This window comes from Bacillus cereus, assembly GCF_015071065.1.
In the GTDB taxonomy this organism is placed as follows: Bacteria; Bacillota; Bacilli; order Bacillales; family Bacillaceae_G; genus Bacillus_A; species Bacillus_A cereus_BA.
Map to the genome: position 1 here is coordinate 40297 of NZ_VOVA01000005.1, position 14540 is coordinate 54836.

Here is a 14540-nt window from a genome sequence, read left to right on the forward strand (position 1 = left end):
TACGACCTATAGAAGTTACTGTATCCTTCTCATTCTTGAATGATAGAGGCACACCAATCATATAATATCCTTTTTCGGCGAAAGGAATCGTAACTCTCCCAGTTCCACATGCAACATCTAAAATCCATTCATTTTGTATATTAAATTTTTTCGCCCAAGAAAGTAAAAATGGCAATCTGACAAACTCTTATTTTCTACATCATATCGTTTCGGATTTTCATATTCAGAAAAACTCCACTTTGTTTGCAATCTTATTCCTCATTTCAGGTCTTTTCTTAAATTTAATATATAGATTACAACCAATTAATAATTTTTTCTCTATAGTCAAACACAATTATTTGGACTAATCTTATTCTTCTTTTAGTAAGTTGAAAATAAGGGCATAGAATCGGAGTGTGATAATATGGAACGTTTATGGATTCCTATGATCGTTACGTTTTTTTCATTCGGTGGATTATTATTAGGAGGTGCTGTTGGATTTGCAACTCGCCAACTAATTGAAGAAAAAATGCATCGCTTATACGCATTATGTGGTGGTATTTTACTTGGATTATTATCACTTGAAATTATTCCTGAGACATTTTCAAGCTATGAAATAATAGGTCCTATACTTGGGATAGCTATTGGTATTTTAGTTATGAGCTTATTAGATAACTATTGCCATCATCCGATTATACATAAGAAAGATCAACAAGCATGGCAAACCTTCCTTTTTCTTTCTTTCGCCATATTTATTCATAATATGCCGAGTGGATTTGCGTTAGGTACAGCTTTTATAAATCATAATGACTCTGCCATTCCGTTCTTACTTGCGATTGTTATTCACCATATTCCAGAAGGATTAGCGTTAATCATTCCATTTCTCTTTACAAAGCACAAATACATTTCATTTTTATTAACAACTTTATTACTTTCTCTTATCCTAGGTACCGGTACTGTTTTTGGCATTATGATGGACGGGAAAGCTCTCCATTTACAAGGACTTATTATGGGAAGCGCAATTGGTTCTCTTGGCTATGTCACAATTCACGAAATGCTTTGGAAAGCAAAAAAACAGCTACCTTTCCTTCCGTTCCTATCATGGTCTATAAGTGGATTTTTACTAATAATAGTCTTCACTCTTTTCACTGGACATCATTGAAAAAAATAAATTATATCATTTGTATATTTTTCCTTTTTATCCAAAACATAATAGTATCTACCTATTAAAAGGAGGAACGATTATGTTTGGGAAAACAGCCGGTGAAGCATTAGTGGATCTTTTAATTGACTGGGGCGTAGAACACATATATGGTATGCCTGGAGATTCCATCAATTCTATAATTGAAGCTTTAAGGAAAAAACAAGATAAAATTAAATTTATTCAAGTTCGCCATGAAGAAGCTGGCGCGTTAGCAGCGGCAGCCTATGCGAAATTAACAGGAAAACTTGGTGTTTGTATGGCTATTGCAGGACCTGGAGCTATTCATTTATTAAACGGTTTATATGATGCCAAACTCGATCAAGCTCCTGTATTAGCAATTTCAGGACAAGTAGAAACCGATTTACTCGGGACGGATTTTTTCCAAGAAGTAAACTTAGAAAGAATGTTTGATGACGTTGCGGTTTATAACCAACGAATAATGTCAGCTGAACAGCTACCTGCTGTAGTGAATCAAGCTATTCGAATGGCATATACGAAAAAAGGTGTATCGGTTCTAACCATTCCAGATGATGTTCCGAAATTTGAAATAAAAAATGGTGCACGTATTACAAACTCTTCCTTTACATTACCTGAAATATTTCCGCAAGAAGAAGATTTAGCTGTAGCGAAACTCGCACTTAATGAAGCGAAAAAACCTGTTATTTTAGCCGGGAAAGGAGCTAAACATGCGAGAGAGTCTTTACTTGCATTTGCAGAACATATCGGTGCTCCAATCGTACTTACATTACCTGCTAAAGGGATTGTTCCTGATGAACACCCTCTTTGTATCGGTGGATTAGGATTGATCGGGACGAAACCTTCTTATGAAGCAATGAAGCATGCAGATACTTTAATTATGGTGGGCACTTCTTATCCGTTCACTGGTTTCTTACCCGAAAAAGCAAAAACACTTCATATTGATACAGATCCTGCACAAATTGGGAAACGTTATACGACCGATATCGGCTTAGCTGGTGATGCTGATAAAACATTAAAATGGTTAATTGAAAATGTAGAAAAACACGAGGACCATTCCTTCTTAGAGCATCATCAAGAAATGATGAAAAAGTGGGAAGAAAAATTACACAATCAAGAAGAAGATTCTTCGACTCCAATTAAACCACAGCGAGTTATGCATGCACTGCAGAAAGTAGCAGAAGATGATGCAATTCTTTCAGTCGATGTTGGAAATGTAACAGTATGGACGGCAAGGCACTTCCGTATGACGAATCAGCAATTTATCATTTCTAGTTGGCTTGCAACACTTGGCTGCGGTTTACCTGGTGCACTTGCTGGACAAATTGCTTTCCCAGATAAACAAGTGTTTGCAGTTTGTGGTGACGGCGGATTCGGAATGACAATGAATGACTTCGTAACAGCTGTTAAATATAAACTGCCAATCGTTGTCATTGTATTAAACAATAATAAAATTGCTATGATTAAATTTGAACAAGAAGTTATGGGAAATATTGAATTTGGTACAGACTTAACGAATCCTGATTTCGCAAAATATGCTGAGGCGTGCGGTGGTATTGGATATCGTGTTGAACATGTAGATGAATTACTCCCCGCTTTCGAAAACGCGGTAAAACAAAATAAACCGTGCATTATTGATGTAGTTGTAGATGTAAATGAAGCACCAATGCCAGCAAAAATCACATTTGGTCAAGCAGCTGGTTATACGAAACATATGATAAAAGAATTATTTGAAGAAGGTAAGATTGATCTACCTCCACTTTAAAATATAAAAAAGGTAGCTGAAAACTTTTTGTCTTCAGCTACCTTTCCCTATTTTGATACCTCTCTATGAAATGAAAAATCATTCACTGTAGGCTGAATTTGTTTCTCTACTTTCTCATCATTCCGCTTCACTCTTCTAACATTTCCTAGTTTTATCGCATCCTGCATACTATTACTAATATCATAAATAATTTTATAAGCGTTTTTAGTTCGTAGTATCTACTTGATTAAGTCTATTTTTCCGAATGACATATCAGCGATAATTTATGTCTATTTCGTATAGGTGTTAGCAAGTTCGTTTGCAAACTTGTTAGCACTTTTTTAAATTAAATTTCTTGAATAACATATACTTTTACAAACACATCATATTTTGCTGCCAATTGTTCCAATTTCTTTTCTCTATATTTAGTGATGGTAAAGAAATGGATTACTGGCACTTTTCCGTTATATTTATGTTTATATATTTTTGTAAAATCCTCATAACATTTTAATTTCCCATCATTCACTAGCATTTTTTGAGTACGATCTATTTCTACAGCATGAAGTATGCTATCATCATCACGGAACTTCACATCTGGAACAATCTTCTTTTTCTTATTATCTTTTATATATCTTATTTCCGTTTCTACTTGCCAATCATCAGGACAAAATAAATGTAACCACGCTTCATTGCGTAAAATAGCATGTGATAACCTACTATGATGAACTACTTTCCCTTCGCCAAATAACTTGTGTCCTGATTGATTTAAATAATATACATATTCTTTGTTGTGAATTACTTTACTCGTGTAAGAAGAGAGGTCCTTCATGATTCGGTTTGCATTTCTTATGCCACCCATTTCATGTACACACATTAAATGCCTTCTTGTTGCAAACTGTAGCTTTCTAATCGTCGCAAGTATCGCCATTTGACGGTTGATTTGCATATGTGTTTGCATCCTCATGTTTCTCCACCTCATATTGTTTTAAATGGTCCCACATCATTTCATTACTAATGTAAGGCACTTGAATTTCAGTAAGTCTATCTGTTTTGAAAATCGCGCGTCCAGGAATACTTTTTATCGATTCTAATCCCGGTTCATCTATAACAACACTTGAAGCTGTTTGAGTAGGTAATCTAAATCCTAATTTAGCATCACTATTCTGTTTAACTTGTCGTGGCAATGTATCTCCTGTCGGGTACTGTGTACAGAATATTAATCTAAAACCTAATGCTCCACCTATACGTGCTATATGAGAAAGCATTTGTTGACAAGCTCCCAATAGTTTTTGTTGCTCTGTTTTCATACTTTTATCAGGACAAAGTTCCGCACCTTCATCTACTATAATGAAATATCTATCTTTTATGTTCGTTTCGACAACGTTTGTATAATGTTTTTTCTTCATGTACTGCATTTTCTCTTCCATCTTCTTCAAGATATTATTTAATACCATAAAGGCTTCTATCGGCCTCTCGGCAATGGAATTCACTCGTTTTAAATTCTTATATGGCCCGAATTCTAAACCACCTTTCAAATCAATAATGTATAAATGGATATGTTCAGGTTGCGCTAAGGTAAGCGAAGTAAATACATTCTTTAAAAATACCGTCTTCCCCATACGCGTAAGCCCACCTAATGCCATATGTGGTGTTTTATCAAAATCATGATATATTAATCGTTCTAAACTTTGCCCCATTGGAACTTGCCATTTACCTTTCTTTATCAAGTCCACTTCTCACCAAAGCGGATACACTTTTCAATCATTTCATCATCAAAATACAAATCGTCTCTATTTAACACATATTTTTCTAGATAGTTTATTAACAGTTCTCTTTCTTTGTTGAACTTTACTTTTCCGCTTCTATAAAGTTCAATGTATTCTTCAATGTACTTTTGCCTAATCATGTTAGATCACTTTCACTATAACCCGCATTAGGAATGTTAGCCTTAACAACAAACTTTATATCTCTGCCTAACGCAATTAAAGAACTGTTAATTTTATTCCTTTCACCTATAAGAGGGTGGGCTTTAACAAAAACTTGAGAACCGTTTTTTACTGTTACGGACTCACCTTCTTTATTAATAGTTTTATTTATTTTTCTAAATGCTTTGACAAGATCAATATATCTTTCTACCTTTTCAACTTCGACTAAATCTGTAATATCAATACTATTCATGAGCTGTTCTTTTAGCCTTACAATACTAACAGCCATCTACCCCCCCCCCTTACGTGCGTAATTTCGAAAAAAACCTGACAGTTAACCCCCTCCTCCGGTGCCCCTTAGAGCAATTTTTGATGAAATATTTTAAGGAGGGGACTGTTTCTGATTCATTTTTACCACTTTTCATCGTGCTGCCATTTATTTTCTTTCTTTTTAAATGTTCTACCATGTTCTTTATTGTGGCAATCCACACAGATTGTTTCTAGATTATCTATTTCTAATGCAAGTTCCGGATGATGTTCAAGTTCTTTTATATGATGGACAACGAGTTGTATCTTCTTACGCTTTGCACTCTCGCTGTACTCATTGGTATCAGTTTGAACACGACCGTTACGTTTACATTCTTGGCACTCATAGTTGTCACGCTTCTTTACTTGTTCGCGTAACTGTTTCCACTCACCACTGTCATAGAACTTACGCTTCTGTTGTTTGGTTTTGTATTCTTTCATGAAGCCTTCCTCTCATAAAAGAACTTAGCTACATCGAAACCGAACAAGGCATACCAAAATGGAGATAATAAAAAGATAACGGCAATCGATATAACAATAGTCGCTATCAACCATACAGCATCATTCTCATTCTTTTGTGCAACCTCACATATCGATGGATATAACCTAATTGTTGTATATAGTAGCCCTACAATAAGGTAAGTAAATACTCCTATCATCTGTCCTCACTCCTTACTCTTAATGCGTTCCACCTATCTTTACCAAATGCTTTTGATTCTCTCTATCTCTTTCCAACAATTCTTTGATTGAAGTTCGTTCAAGATATTCTATCGAATACAGCATATGCTTCTGTCCATACAGCTTATAATACTTGAATCGATTAACATCTACCCCAGCCTTCTTGTACGCTTTCTCATGTGGCTTAAGGTACTTGATATATGCTTTCTTATCAATTGGTATAAGGTCAAGTGCAACAATCTTACCGTTTAAAACACTGTCCAATTGTCCTCACTCCTTGCTATTTAATAAATCATCCATCAGCTTACTGATTAGATTTGTGATAGCTTCTTTCTTTTCTTCCGGCTTTGTTCTCTTGTTTAATTTATTAAGAACTTTAACTACTGGTCGCAATGATTCTAATTCCACATAATCTTCAAGCTTTGTCTTCATCAATAGCATTAAGGATTGTACCAAGAGCAATTGCTTTCTCAAGTTTAGTTAATTGCATCGTCCTCACTCCTTACACTCAAGGAATTCATCAATTGTTTTATCTAACACACTAATAAGTGCCTCTCGTTCTTGTTTTGGCGTTGTATTGTCATTCATTTCGTTATACAACAAAACTGCTTTTTCTAACTTTTGATCATCAATACGTTGTTTTGCTAACTCCACACCGATAACATTATTTATTAACTTACCAATCACAACCGCTTGTTCTTGTTTAATTAGTTTCATTTGTTATCACCTCGGATTAAAATCTTTCTTTAATATCGGCAACTTCGCTAACTCTTTGAGCTATCGTTTTACCATTTAAAATTACCGGAACTTCTATAAGTAAAGAATCTGTTTTGTTTGTAAACCTACCCATAACCTTTTCTAACTTCTCAAATGCTTCCACACACGCATAAGCTACGTTTGTTAATTCCTTCATTTGTTTCAATGCTTCAGTCGTATCAACATTCACCTGAATTGTTAATCCTCTATTTTTACTTTGATCGTTTTGTTTCTTAACTGGATTATATGGTCTTTCTCTAGTTGGCCCACCACAATTAACACATCTCATCCCATCTAGAAAATGTCCAAACATAACGGTACGACATTCATTATCCATACATTCTAATTGCATTTTCTTTTCCATCCTTCATCCTCCTCCAAAATAAAAAGCACTCCATAAGGAATGCCTCTTCACTCCTTTGCAAACACTATAATTTAAAAGGAGCATGTTATGAAATTTTCACAAATACTAATTATTATCTTTGCTGTTATCATTATTATATGGGTGTGGTTTGTCTAATTAAAAAGAGCAACCATGCATCAGTTGCCCTTTCGTCAAAACTTAAATTATAACTATAAATACGGTAAATGAAGTTTTATCCTTCTTCCAATCACCTAATATTAATATATTAATCTACTTACACACTATTAAGTAGCTAGAAGAAGAGCAAAAGCTCTCCCTAATAACGGTATCATTCAATCATTACCATCTGCTGGTTACGGATTTTATGTGCCATCATTATGAATCGTTTAGACAAAATATAAAGAAATCTTTATGAGTTGTGTTTTCCGCCACTTCTCACAATACAAATATAACACGATAATTCCAAAACAACCGGCACATTTACTGCCAAAAAGCGGTCACGACTCTGCCAACTTTTTCACAGTTCAAATTTTCCCACTGCATCTGTTAGCTCAACTGCCACTCCTAATAAACTTTTTTTCGTTTCTGTTTCTGCTTCTTTCTTTTTAATAAGCCACTCTGGATAATTCAATTCTTCTAGAAGGTTTCTAAAATACTTTGGATTTACTTGTAAGATATCAGGGTTTTTCCCGTTAAACCTTCGATATTTAATTAGCGCTTCTAATAATTCTTCATTTAACATGAATTATATTCCCTCCCCTTATTTTCTACATTTATTTGTATACAATATTTTATATTCTGGTGTCAGTCAGTTACCCATATCTTATATTTTGTGTAACTAACCCAAACGCTACAGCCTCTGGTATCATTGATTTTAAGGCTAAACTATTTTCGAGTTACACATCACATTAAAAATGATTAACTGTATATATTAGAAAGACATTAGTCTATACAAAAAAATAGTAGCTTTAACCCTAAATCTGGTCTTCGCTACTACTTTTATTTAACTTTAGTTTTTTATAAATTTTAGTGCATCGATTGAAGGATCTGACGTAAATAATTTTTTCGAATGATTAAGAAATAAATGAGTTGTACAAATATAAAACTTGTAAATATCAGAATGGAGTTTCCTGTAACAGGTAAATCTACTTCTACTTTACGCTGTACTAAATATTGTAATGCCATAAAGGCTACACTACTATGAATAATTGCAACGATAATAGGAATAAAACATAATATGCTAAGTTGCTGTGTCACAATTCTTTTTAATTCTTTTTGAGTTAATCCTAATTTAGAAAGCATTTCATATTGTTTTTTGTCCCGCTCTAAATCAGTAAATAGACGGAAATATAAAAAGCTTATTGCAAACACAAAGAATACAATCCCCACTAGTACACTGATAATAGATAACATTGCATTTAATCGTTTACTTTCCACCCAATCTATATATAATGAACGAAAATTGTAAAACGCTTTTCCTTTTTGAGTATCAGAATCGATTATTTTCGTAATTTTTTTAGAAATTTCTTCTGTATCAGTCCAATTTGGAATTAAAAAACCATATTCCGTATAGAGATTTGTTGTATTCCCTCGTAATTGTGATGCACTGTTTAGTTTTTCGTAAACTGAATCAGCAACAACAACTATAAACCCATAAGTCGGTCTTATGCCATTAGTTAATAATATTTTTGAATTAGAAAGCTGAATATGCATATCTCCTTCTTTTAGTATAGAGGCTTCTTTTTTCAATTCATCCTGAGGTTGTTGTTTCATTCTTTTTTTAGATGGAAGAATCAAACTATCTTGTTCATTCTTTAAAGTTTCTGTGGGATACCCCAACATTTTCGCTGTTGCATTATAATCAGTAAGCTTCATAACCTCTAACATATTATGTGTTGATATAATAGTATAAGACGCTAATTTATATGAAAACCCTGCAGTATTTAATTGCTTTTCTATCTCAGAAACGTGAGATTTTTCTGGGATATTCCCTTTATATGAGGTATAAGTAAATGCATAAGGACTTTCAGCTAATGCTAATGATCTACTACCTATAGCAAGACAAACACCAATAGATGTAAAAGTAACTGTTGATAGAATCGTGACTATAAATAGTGTTTTTGCATTATCTGTTATTCGATACGATAATTCTGATATGGTTAACAGATTCGTCTTCTTAAAAAATATGCGCTCACGCTTTTGTAATGTTTTGATCAAATAAAAACTAAGCTGCGTAAATAAAAAGTAGGTTCCTAATACACTAAAAAGTACACATGTTAACAGAGCATAAATATAATGGTTTCCGGTTTTTAGTGCTGTATCTAGATAAAATGCTGCAGCATAGCCAATACTAATAGACAAAATCGCAAATACCGCTAACCATTTAGATATTTTTGGTTCTGGCTTTGGTTTTTCTTCTGATCTCATTAATTCAATTACCTGAGATAGTTTGACCATTCTTGTAGTAAAAATAGAAACCAATAAAAATAAAAACAAGAATGAAACACCTGTCACAAGAATTGCCTTTGTTGGAAAATAGAATGGCAATCCTCCTTTTAAAACAAATAAAGACGCACTTACTAATAAGATTAACTTCCCGAAAATAAGTCCAATGCCAATCCCTACAATAATTGAACTACTTCCAATTAACATATTTTCAATGAAAATTAACTGTTTTAATTGAAAATTCGTCATGCCATGAAGTGTTAAGATACCAAATTCTCGTTTTCTCGTCTTCAAGAATGTGCCAACAGAATATAAAATAAAGAAAAAAGAAAAAACTATAATTAAATATTGAGCAATTTTAAATCCTTGTGTGCCCAAGGCACTCATAGATTCACTTGTTGCTTCAAGCTTTCCACTAAACTGAGGGTGAAATGCAAGCAACTCAAAAGTGAAAAAAATCATTACAGTAAAAATACTGCTCAGAAAATATCCTAGATATAATCGCTTATTACGAATGACATTATTCCATGCCAATTGACGAAAGTTCATTCTAGCTTCCTCCTAATAGAGACAATTCATCCATAATTTTTTTATAAAAAATTGAGCGATTATCCTCACAATTAATTTCGTTATAAAGCATTCCATCTTTAATAAATACTACTCGGTCACAGTAACTGGCAGCCATTGGATCATGTGTTACTAACACCATAGTTGCTTGGTGCTCCTTATTTAATTTTGCTAATAATTCCATTACATCATTAGCAGCTTTTGAATCCAAATTTCCTGTCGGCTCATCTGCAAGAACTAATTGTGGAGAATGGATTAATGCACGAGCAATTGCTGTTCGTTGAGCTTGTCCTCCTGAAATTTCATATGTACGTTTATCTAAAATCCTTTCAATACCTAACGTTATAGAAATTTTCTCCACTAATTTATTCATTTCATTTAAGTTTACATTGTCTAATGTAAGTGGAAGAACAATATTTTCTTTGACTGTTAATGTACTCAGCAAGTTAAACGATTGAAAGATAAACCCTAATTGCTGACGTCGAAATAACGCCAATTTATGAGATGTTAAATGATATGGATTGTTGCCATTAATTAAAACCTCCCCAGAGGTCGGAACATCAATAGTGGAAATCATATTGAGTAGAGTTGTTTTTCCACTTCCTGATGGTCCCATAATCCCCACGAATTCTCCTTTATTAATTGTTAAGTTAATATCTGATAGTGCATCATGTGATACTTTTCCCTTATAAACTTTGTTTAAATTGCGAACTGTTAATACATTCATGTTAGTATGCTCCTCTTCTCATTTACCTGCCGTTATAGTTTAGTACGAGCATAATGTTGTTCATATCGAAACACCTTACATTTGTCTTACACCAGTGAAATGTTTCTGATTTTTTAAAAAAACATAAACCTTAATCGTAGCTAAATATATCATCGATTTATATGAAGAAACACCTATAGATTCTCTATAATAAAAAAGGGATAACGCTAGATTTTAAATTTCCTCATAGCTTTATTCATCACATCTTGATTGACACCTATATAACGTAATGTAACTCTCTCTGATGAATGATTGAAAATCTCCATTAACAAAGCAATGTTTTTTGTTTGCTTGTACATATGATATCCAAATGTTTTACGTAATGTATGAGTTCCAATTTCATCTAATCCAAACTCTTCTGCTGCACCTCTGAGTATCTTATACGCCATACTTCTGCCAATTGGCCTGTTCTTTCCTTGTCTACTTCGAATAAGATATTCATGATCTTCTCTTTCTTCTATATACCAACGTAATTCTCTTTTCAATGTAGAGGTAATTTCAATTCTCTTTTGCTTACCCGTTTTCATTTCACGCATCGATATATGACTGCCTTTTAAATCTCCAACCTTGAGTTTTAAAATATCACTTATACGTAAACCTGTATTTATCCCCATTACAAATAAAATATAATCACGTTCATTCTTTTCTTTTAAATATTCTTTAATGTATTGTATTTGCTCTGGATCACGTATTGGTTGAACAAAATTCATTGATCATCCCCTCCGTAGTTCTCTTCTGTCTCATATACTTCTAATCTAAGAGCAAACGCTAGTTTATAAAAAGCATTAGATTTATTTCGTCTGTATGTACGTTCACTCATACCAATCTCGTTATAAACCATGTAATCAAAGACTTCTTCATCTTCTAAATATCGCTTTACAATGATGTCCCTTTGATTCTTACTAAAGCGGCTTAATGCCTTATCAATTTGAAAAGATAAGCGTTGCAATTTCACTTCTCTTTCACTCATTGCAATATTCGTTAAAGCAACATCTTCAGTTGGCTTGCCTACCATGTTTGTTGGGCCATGATACCTTACCTCGCAAGAAGCTGTGACTTTCATCTCATTTCTAATCCTCCCAAATTGTCTATGAATACGAACATTTTCAAGAACCTCTTCTAAACGAACTTGTGTTACTTTACGATCAATTTTAGGTAAGAAAGTTAATTGCGTCATATATAAAAACACTCCTTGTCTATTTTATTAATAAAAAAAACAAAAAAAGCGGACATCAAACCACAGAGCGATATCACTAATGCTCTTTATAGTTTGATGTCCGCTGGTTCTTCCAGTAGGACTAAATGTGTAATTGGTATTATTATATCATTTTCTCATATTTTAGTAACTTTCTTATTAGAAAAGGATTATTTTATTAGGTTTTCTAACAACCTTCATTTTTAAATTTTCAGATCCAGATGCACATCTAGACTCATAAACCATATGCTAATTTAAATACTTCTTAAGAAAGTAGGTGAAAACAATGCCAACTATTGTTGGAAATATGATTGTACAAAATAGTAACGGTTCTTTCAACTTAGGTGATTTTTATAACGTTTCTCCAAAGGAAAATACAAAAGCTTATAATGGTTCAGGTTCATCAAATGTTGCTTTTGTTGCCAATAACTTTAGCGGTGTTAGTGCAACAAACACATACGATTCTGATATTGCAGACCAAAACCAAGTTGGTACAGTCTAGAATTGTTCATTTCCCTCTTCCTCTCCTGAATAAAACTCAATATTCCGGCAATGCTGTAGACAACCCATTCTCCAATTCCTCTGGAGCCGAGCAGTTAGCTTTTGCTAGCTGCTCTTTTATTTTAATTAGCTTGTCACCTTTTGATAGGGCAAGCATATATTATGAATATGGAAACTTTTCACTGATAGGGCCCTCCCTACAAAGAGCACTTGTATACGGTGCTCTTTTTTGTGCGAAGATTTTCTACAAAATGAAATTTTTATTAAGTTCCCTTTCCCGCATAACATTTCCAATTCCGTTTATACTATAGCTGTAACTTAAAGTTACATATCATTACTTGTAGGGCCTAATTTCTTTTGTAAAACAATTAGTTAGCTAATTGAGCTAACTAATTGTTTTTTAACCATTTTTATTGGAATACAATTTATATGCATAATTTCTGAAGTGAAATCCATACTATATTTAGGTCTTAGGTCTTAACATCTAAAACCCTTATTTTAGCCTTAGACCTAATAAAGCGCTCCTCTCTCTCCCTTGGGGCTAAGCAGTTAGCTTTTGCTAGCTGCTCTTTTGTTGCTTGTCCACCTCAACCGATTCACCGTCACAGATCATCCAACCGCCATGCTCATACAAATCCTCTTGCAGCTTCCTTTTACTTTGTTTCTCACTCTCGATACGTTCTTTAATTTTTCTTAATGATTCTTGCGTTTTTATATAATCGCTTTCCAGCTTCATGATTTGCATTTCGCTAACTTCACCTCCTATGACGAGCAATCATAGGAGGTGAAGTTATGAATGATGAGAATATTGTTTTACGTGGAATTTCTGTTGAATCAAATTTAATTCGCTTAACACTCCCCACCTATTTTCCGTTATTCACTTGACTAACAGGGCTAACAGGGCCAACAGGACCAACGCGATTGACTCCGGAGGCGAACCCCCTTATATATATTGAAAGCAGTTTGGAGTGAATACATGTTCCTTATATATTATGGAATGGGTTTATGTTTGTGACATAAGGGCTTATTTTTATATTTATTTTAATTTTCAAGGGCTTTTTTCTTATACTTGTGTGTTAGCTAATTCATAAGTTATAGAGTGTAAGTTAGTAAAAAATAAGGTAGGTGAAAAAATGAATAGATTTAATAAATTTAATAAATGTAATCATATTCCTTTCCCATGTGCTTTTCCTGTTGAACAACCAGGGCCTACAGGTGCTACGGGTGCTACAGGACCTACTGGTGCTACAGGTGCTACGGGACCTACTGGACCTACTGGTGCTACGGGTGCTACTGGTACAGGTGCTACGGGACCTACTGGACCTACTGGACCTACTGGTGCTACGGGTGCTACTGGTACAGGTGCTACGGGACCTACTGGACCTACAGCAGTAGGGTGTTGTCCATGTACTAATAATCTTGACAACCCTGGATTTGATGAACCAGCAGTAGTAGGAGATCCAGTTCCGGGTTGGAATGTAGCTGGGGATGTTACAGAAGTAGGTACTCCAAACGCTCATAGTGGTCGTATTCTTTCAAATGGAAATATTAGTCTCTTAGCTGCGGAAATTGGAGCAGGTGGAAGTATTAATCAATTAGTTACTGTTGGCGAAGGATGTTGTTTTACATTTTCTTTTGCTGCGGATGTAAGGGATAATGCATTTCTTATAGCTTCTGTATCTTTTCCAGAAATCGGGCAAGGTTGTCCTCCTCTCGCTACAACTCTTGGTCCATTAAATATTCCACATATTATACCTGTTGGGAATCAACCAGAATCTCTTTTCCAACATTATGTTCTTGTTGTATGTATACCTCCTGGTGTGACTACAGCATGTGTTGCTTTCCAAAATATTTCTACAGGTGGAGAAGGCGCAACAGCTTTTGTTGATAATGTTGTATTCCAACCTACTGGTGGACCTTGTCCTTCATGCTCACAAAATTTCTAATGTATTGATGCACTTGCAGTTTTTCGTTTTGCTGCCGGATCCCGTAACTATTAAGGAGAGCCTTTGGGCTCTTTTTTCATATTAGAAATCACCATACACTCCCATATGCTGAGCGCATTCCTGTATAGTCCCGATACATATGAGCGATTCACCTTTGTAAACGGCATACTCCTTTAGGTGTACTATTC

18 protein-coding genes and 4 pseudogenes are annotated in these 14540 nt (G+C 34.2%); 4 read left to right on the forward strand and 18 right to left on the reverse strand.

The window, feature by feature from the left end:
* Positions 1 to 43: 43 nt before the first annotated feature.
* A pseudogene (locus tag FT637_RS15580) lies at positions 44 to 249 on the reverse strand (SAM-dependent methyltransferase); the annotation flags it as partial.
* 154 nt (positions 250 to 403) lie between these two features.
* Between FT637_RS15580 and FT637_RS15585 the strand changes: the two are divergent.
* Both FT637_RS15585 and FT637_RS15590 read left to right on the forward strand, forming a co-directional pair.
* Positions 404 to 1141, forward strand: coding sequence for a ZIP family metal transporter (locus FT637_RS15585; RefSeq protein WP_193647069.1), 738 nt, complete (start codon positions 404 to 406; stop codon positions 1139 to 1141).
* 82 nt (positions 1142 to 1223) lie between these two features.
* Positions 1224 to 2924: a pyruvate oxidase gene (locus FT637_RS15590; protein WP_193647070.1), complete on the forward strand. Its 1701-nt coding sequence runs from the start codon at positions 1224 to 1226 to the stop codon at positions 2922 to 2924.
* Between the two features lie 47 nt (positions 2925 to 2971).
* Here FT637_RS15590 and FT637_RS15595 read toward each other — a convergent pair.
* From FT637_RS15595 to FT637_RS15670, 16 genes and pseudogenes are all read right to left on the reverse strand, one after another.
* Positions 2972 to 3103 (reverse strand): annotated as a pseudogene (locus FT637_RS15595) (oligopeptide transporter permease oppC); the annotation flags it as partial.
* A gap of 146 nt (positions 3104 to 3249) precedes the next feature.
* A complete protein-coding gene (locus tag FT637_RS15600; protein ID WP_193647071.1) occupies positions 3250 to 3867 on the reverse strand; it encodes a replication-relaxation family protein in 618 nt (205 codons plus the stop codon).
* Positions 3809 to 4630: pseudogene (locus FT637_RS15605) on the reverse strand (FtsK/SpoIIIE domain-containing protein); the annotation flags it as partial. The pseudogene FT637_RS15605 and the gene FT637_RS15600, both read right to left, overlap by 59 nt.
* Before the next feature lie 2 nt (positions 4631 to 4632).
* A pseudogene (locus FT637_RS15610) lies at positions 4633 to 4809 on the reverse strand (terminase large subunit); the annotation flags it as partial.
* Positions 4806 to 5117 carry a P27 family phage terminase small subunit gene (locus FT637_RS15615; protein ID WP_002142872.1) on the reverse strand — a complete coding sequence of 104 codons (312 nt, stop codon included), beginning with the start codon at positions 5115 to 5117 and terminating at the stop codon, positions 4806 to 4808. The gene FT637_RS15615 and the pseudogene FT637_RS15610, both read right to left, overlap by 4 nt.
* A 122-nt stretch (positions 5118 to 5239) precedes the next feature.
* Entirely contained in the window at positions 5240 to 5575 is a 336-nt protein-coding gene (locus FT637_RS15620; RefSeq protein WP_193647072.1) for an HNH endonuclease, read from the reverse strand.
* Positions 5572 to 5793: a hypothetical protein gene (locus FT637_RS15625; protein WP_193647073.1), complete on the reverse strand. Its 222-nt coding sequence runs from the start codon at positions 5791 to 5793 to the stop codon at positions 5572 to 5574. The genes FT637_RS15620 and FT637_RS15625 overlap by 4 nt, the downstream gene beginning before the upstream one ends.
* Before the next feature lie 19 nt (positions 5794 to 5812).
* Complete coding sequence (locus FT637_RS15630; RefSeq protein ID WP_193647074.1) at positions 5813 to 6076, reverse strand: hydrolase; 264 nt, start codon at positions 6074 to 6076, stop codon at positions 5813 to 5815.
* A gap of 6 nt (positions 6077 to 6082) precedes the next feature.
* A complete protein-coding gene (locus FT637_RS15635; protein ID WP_227493827.1) occupies positions 6083 to 6244 on the reverse strand; it encodes a hypothetical protein in 162 nt (53 codons plus the stop codon).
* Positions 6245 to 6307: 63 nt separating this feature from the next.
* On the reverse strand, positions 6308 to 6529 hold the full coding sequence (locus tag FT637_RS15640) for a hypothetical protein (protein ID WP_193647075.1): 222 nt from the start codon (positions 6527 to 6529) through the stop codon (positions 6308 to 6310).
* 16 nt (positions 6530 to 6545) lie between these two features.
* Positions 6546 to 6932, reverse strand: coding sequence for a hypothetical protein (locus FT637_RS15645; protein ID WP_193647076.1), 387 nt, complete (start codon positions 6930 to 6932; stop codon positions 6546 to 6548).
* A 517-nt stretch (positions 6933 to 7449) separates the two neighbouring features.
* Positions 7450 to 7674 (reverse strand): hypothetical protein, encoded by a 225-nt coding sequence (locus tag FT637_RS15650; protein ID WP_193647077.1) that lies wholly within the window; start codon positions 7672 to 7674, stop codon positions 7450 to 7452.
* A gap of 284 nt (positions 7675 to 7958) precedes the next feature.
* Positions 7959 to 9926: an FtsX-like permease family protein gene (locus tag FT637_RS15655; protein WP_193647078.1), complete on the reverse strand. Its 1968-nt coding sequence runs from the start codon at positions 9924 to 9926 to the stop codon at positions 7959 to 7961.
* A 1-nt stretch (position 9927) separates the two neighbouring features.
* On the reverse strand, positions 9928 to 10671 hold the full coding sequence (locus FT637_RS15660; RefSeq protein ID WP_193647079.1) for an ABC transporter ATP-binding protein: 744 nt from the start codon (positions 10669 to 10671) through the stop codon (positions 9928 to 9930).
* Between the two features lie 206 nt (positions 10672 to 10877).
* Positions 10878 to 11420 (reverse strand): site-specific integrase, encoded by a 543-nt coding sequence (locus tag FT637_RS15665; protein ID WP_193647080.1) that lies wholly within the window; start codon positions 11418 to 11420, stop codon positions 10878 to 10880.
* Positions 11417 to 11887 (reverse strand): ArpU family phage packaging/lysis transcriptional regulator, encoded by a 471-nt coding sequence (locus tag FT637_RS15670; protein WP_193647081.1) that lies wholly within the window; start codon positions 11885 to 11887, stop codon positions 11417 to 11419. Before FT637_RS15670 ends, FT637_RS15665 begins: the two co-directional genes overlap by 4 nt.
* Before the next feature lie 304 nt (positions 11888 to 12191).
* Between FT637_RS15670 and FT637_RS15675 the strand changes: the two genes are divergently transcribed.
* Positions 12192 to 12407 (forward strand): spore germination protein, encoded by a 216-nt coding sequence (locus tag FT637_RS15675; RefSeq protein WP_059037605.1) that lies wholly within the window; start codon positions 12192 to 12194, stop codon positions 12405 to 12407.
* Between the two features lie 558 nt (positions 12408 to 12965).
* Here the strand turns inward: FT637_RS15675 and FT637_RS15680 are convergent.
* The gene (locus FT637_RS15680) at positions 12966 to 13151 is read right to left on the reverse strand and encodes a hypothetical protein (protein WP_193647082.1); all 186 of its coding nucleotides are present in this window, start codon (positions 13149 to 13151) and stop codon (positions 12966 to 12968) included.
* A 388-nt stretch (positions 13152 to 13539) separates the two neighbouring features.
* On the opposite strand from FT637_RS15680, the gene FT637_RS15685 reads away from it, so the two are divergent.
* Positions 13540 to 14352, forward strand: coding sequence for a collagen-like protein (locus FT637_RS15685; protein ID WP_193647083.1), 813 nt, complete (start codon positions 13540 to 13542; stop codon positions 14350 to 14352).
* Positions 14353 to 14540 lie beyond the last annotated feature (188 nt).

Bases quoted from the DNA above. Each gene is read 5' to 3' on its own strand.
- FT637_RS15585 (WP_193647069.1), top strand. From the start codon at position 404: ATGGAACGTTTATGGATTCCTATGATCGTTACGTTTTTTTCATTCGGT.
- FT637_RS15590 (WP_193647070.1), top strand. From the start codon at position 1,224: ATGTTTGGGAAAACAGCCGGTGAAGCATTAGTGGATCTTTTAATTGAC.
- FT637_RS15600 (WP_193647071.1), bottom strand. From the start codon at position 3,867: ATGAGGATGCAAACACATATGCAAATCAACCGTCAAATGGCGATACTT.
- FT637_RS15615 (WP_002142872.1), bottom strand. From the start codon at position 5,117: ATGGCTGTTAGTATTGTAAGGCTAAAAGAACAGCTCATGAATAGTATT.
- FT637_RS15620 (WP_193647072.1), bottom strand. From the start codon at position 5,575: ATGAAAGAATACAAAACCAAACAACAGAAGCGTAAGTTCTATGACAGT.
- FT637_RS15625 (WP_193647073.1), bottom strand. From the start codon at position 5,793: ATGATAGGAGTATTTACTTACCTTATTGTAGGGCTACTATATACAACA.
- FT637_RS15635 (WP_227493827.1), bottom strand. From the start codon at position 6,244: ATGAAGACAAAGCTTGAAGATTATGTGGAATTAGAATCATTGCGACCA.
- FT637_RS15640 (WP_193647075.1), bottom strand. From the start codon at position 6,529: ATGAAACTAATTAAACAAGAACAAGCGGTTGTGATTGGTAAGTTAATA.
- FT637_RS15645 (WP_193647076.1), bottom strand. From the start codon at position 6,932: ATGGAAAAGAAAATGCAATTAGAATGTATGGATAATGAATGTCGTACC.
- FT637_RS15650 (WP_193647077.1), bottom strand. From the start codon at position 7,674: ATGTTAAATGAAGAATTATTAGAAGCGCTAATTAAATATCGAAGGTTT.
- FT637_RS15655 (WP_193647078.1), bottom strand. From the start codon at position 9,926: ATGAACTTTCGTCAATTGGCATGGAATAATGTCATTCGTAATAAGCGA.
- FT637_RS15660 (WP_193647079.1), bottom strand. From the start codon at position 10,671: ATGAATGTATTAACAGTTCGCAATTTAAACAAAGTTTATAAGGGAAAA.
- FT637_RS15665 (WP_193647080.1), bottom strand. From the start codon at position 11,420: ATGAATTTTGTTCAACCAATACGTGATCCAGAGCAAATACAATACATT.
- FT637_RS15670 (WP_193647081.1), bottom strand. From the start codon at position 11,887: ATGACGCAATTAACTTTCTTACCTAAAATTGATCGTAAAGTAACACAA.
- FT637_RS15675 (WP_059037605.1), top strand. From the start codon at position 12,192: ATGCCAACTATTGTTGGAAATATGATTGTACAAAATAGTAACGGTTCT.
- FT637_RS15680 (WP_193647082.1), bottom strand. From the start codon at position 13,151: ATGCAAATCATGAAGCTGGAAAGCGATTATATAAAAACGCAAGAATCA.
- FT637_RS15685 (WP_193647083.1), top strand. From the start codon at position 13,540: ATGAATAGATTTAATAAATTTAATAAATGTAATCATATTCCTTTCCCA.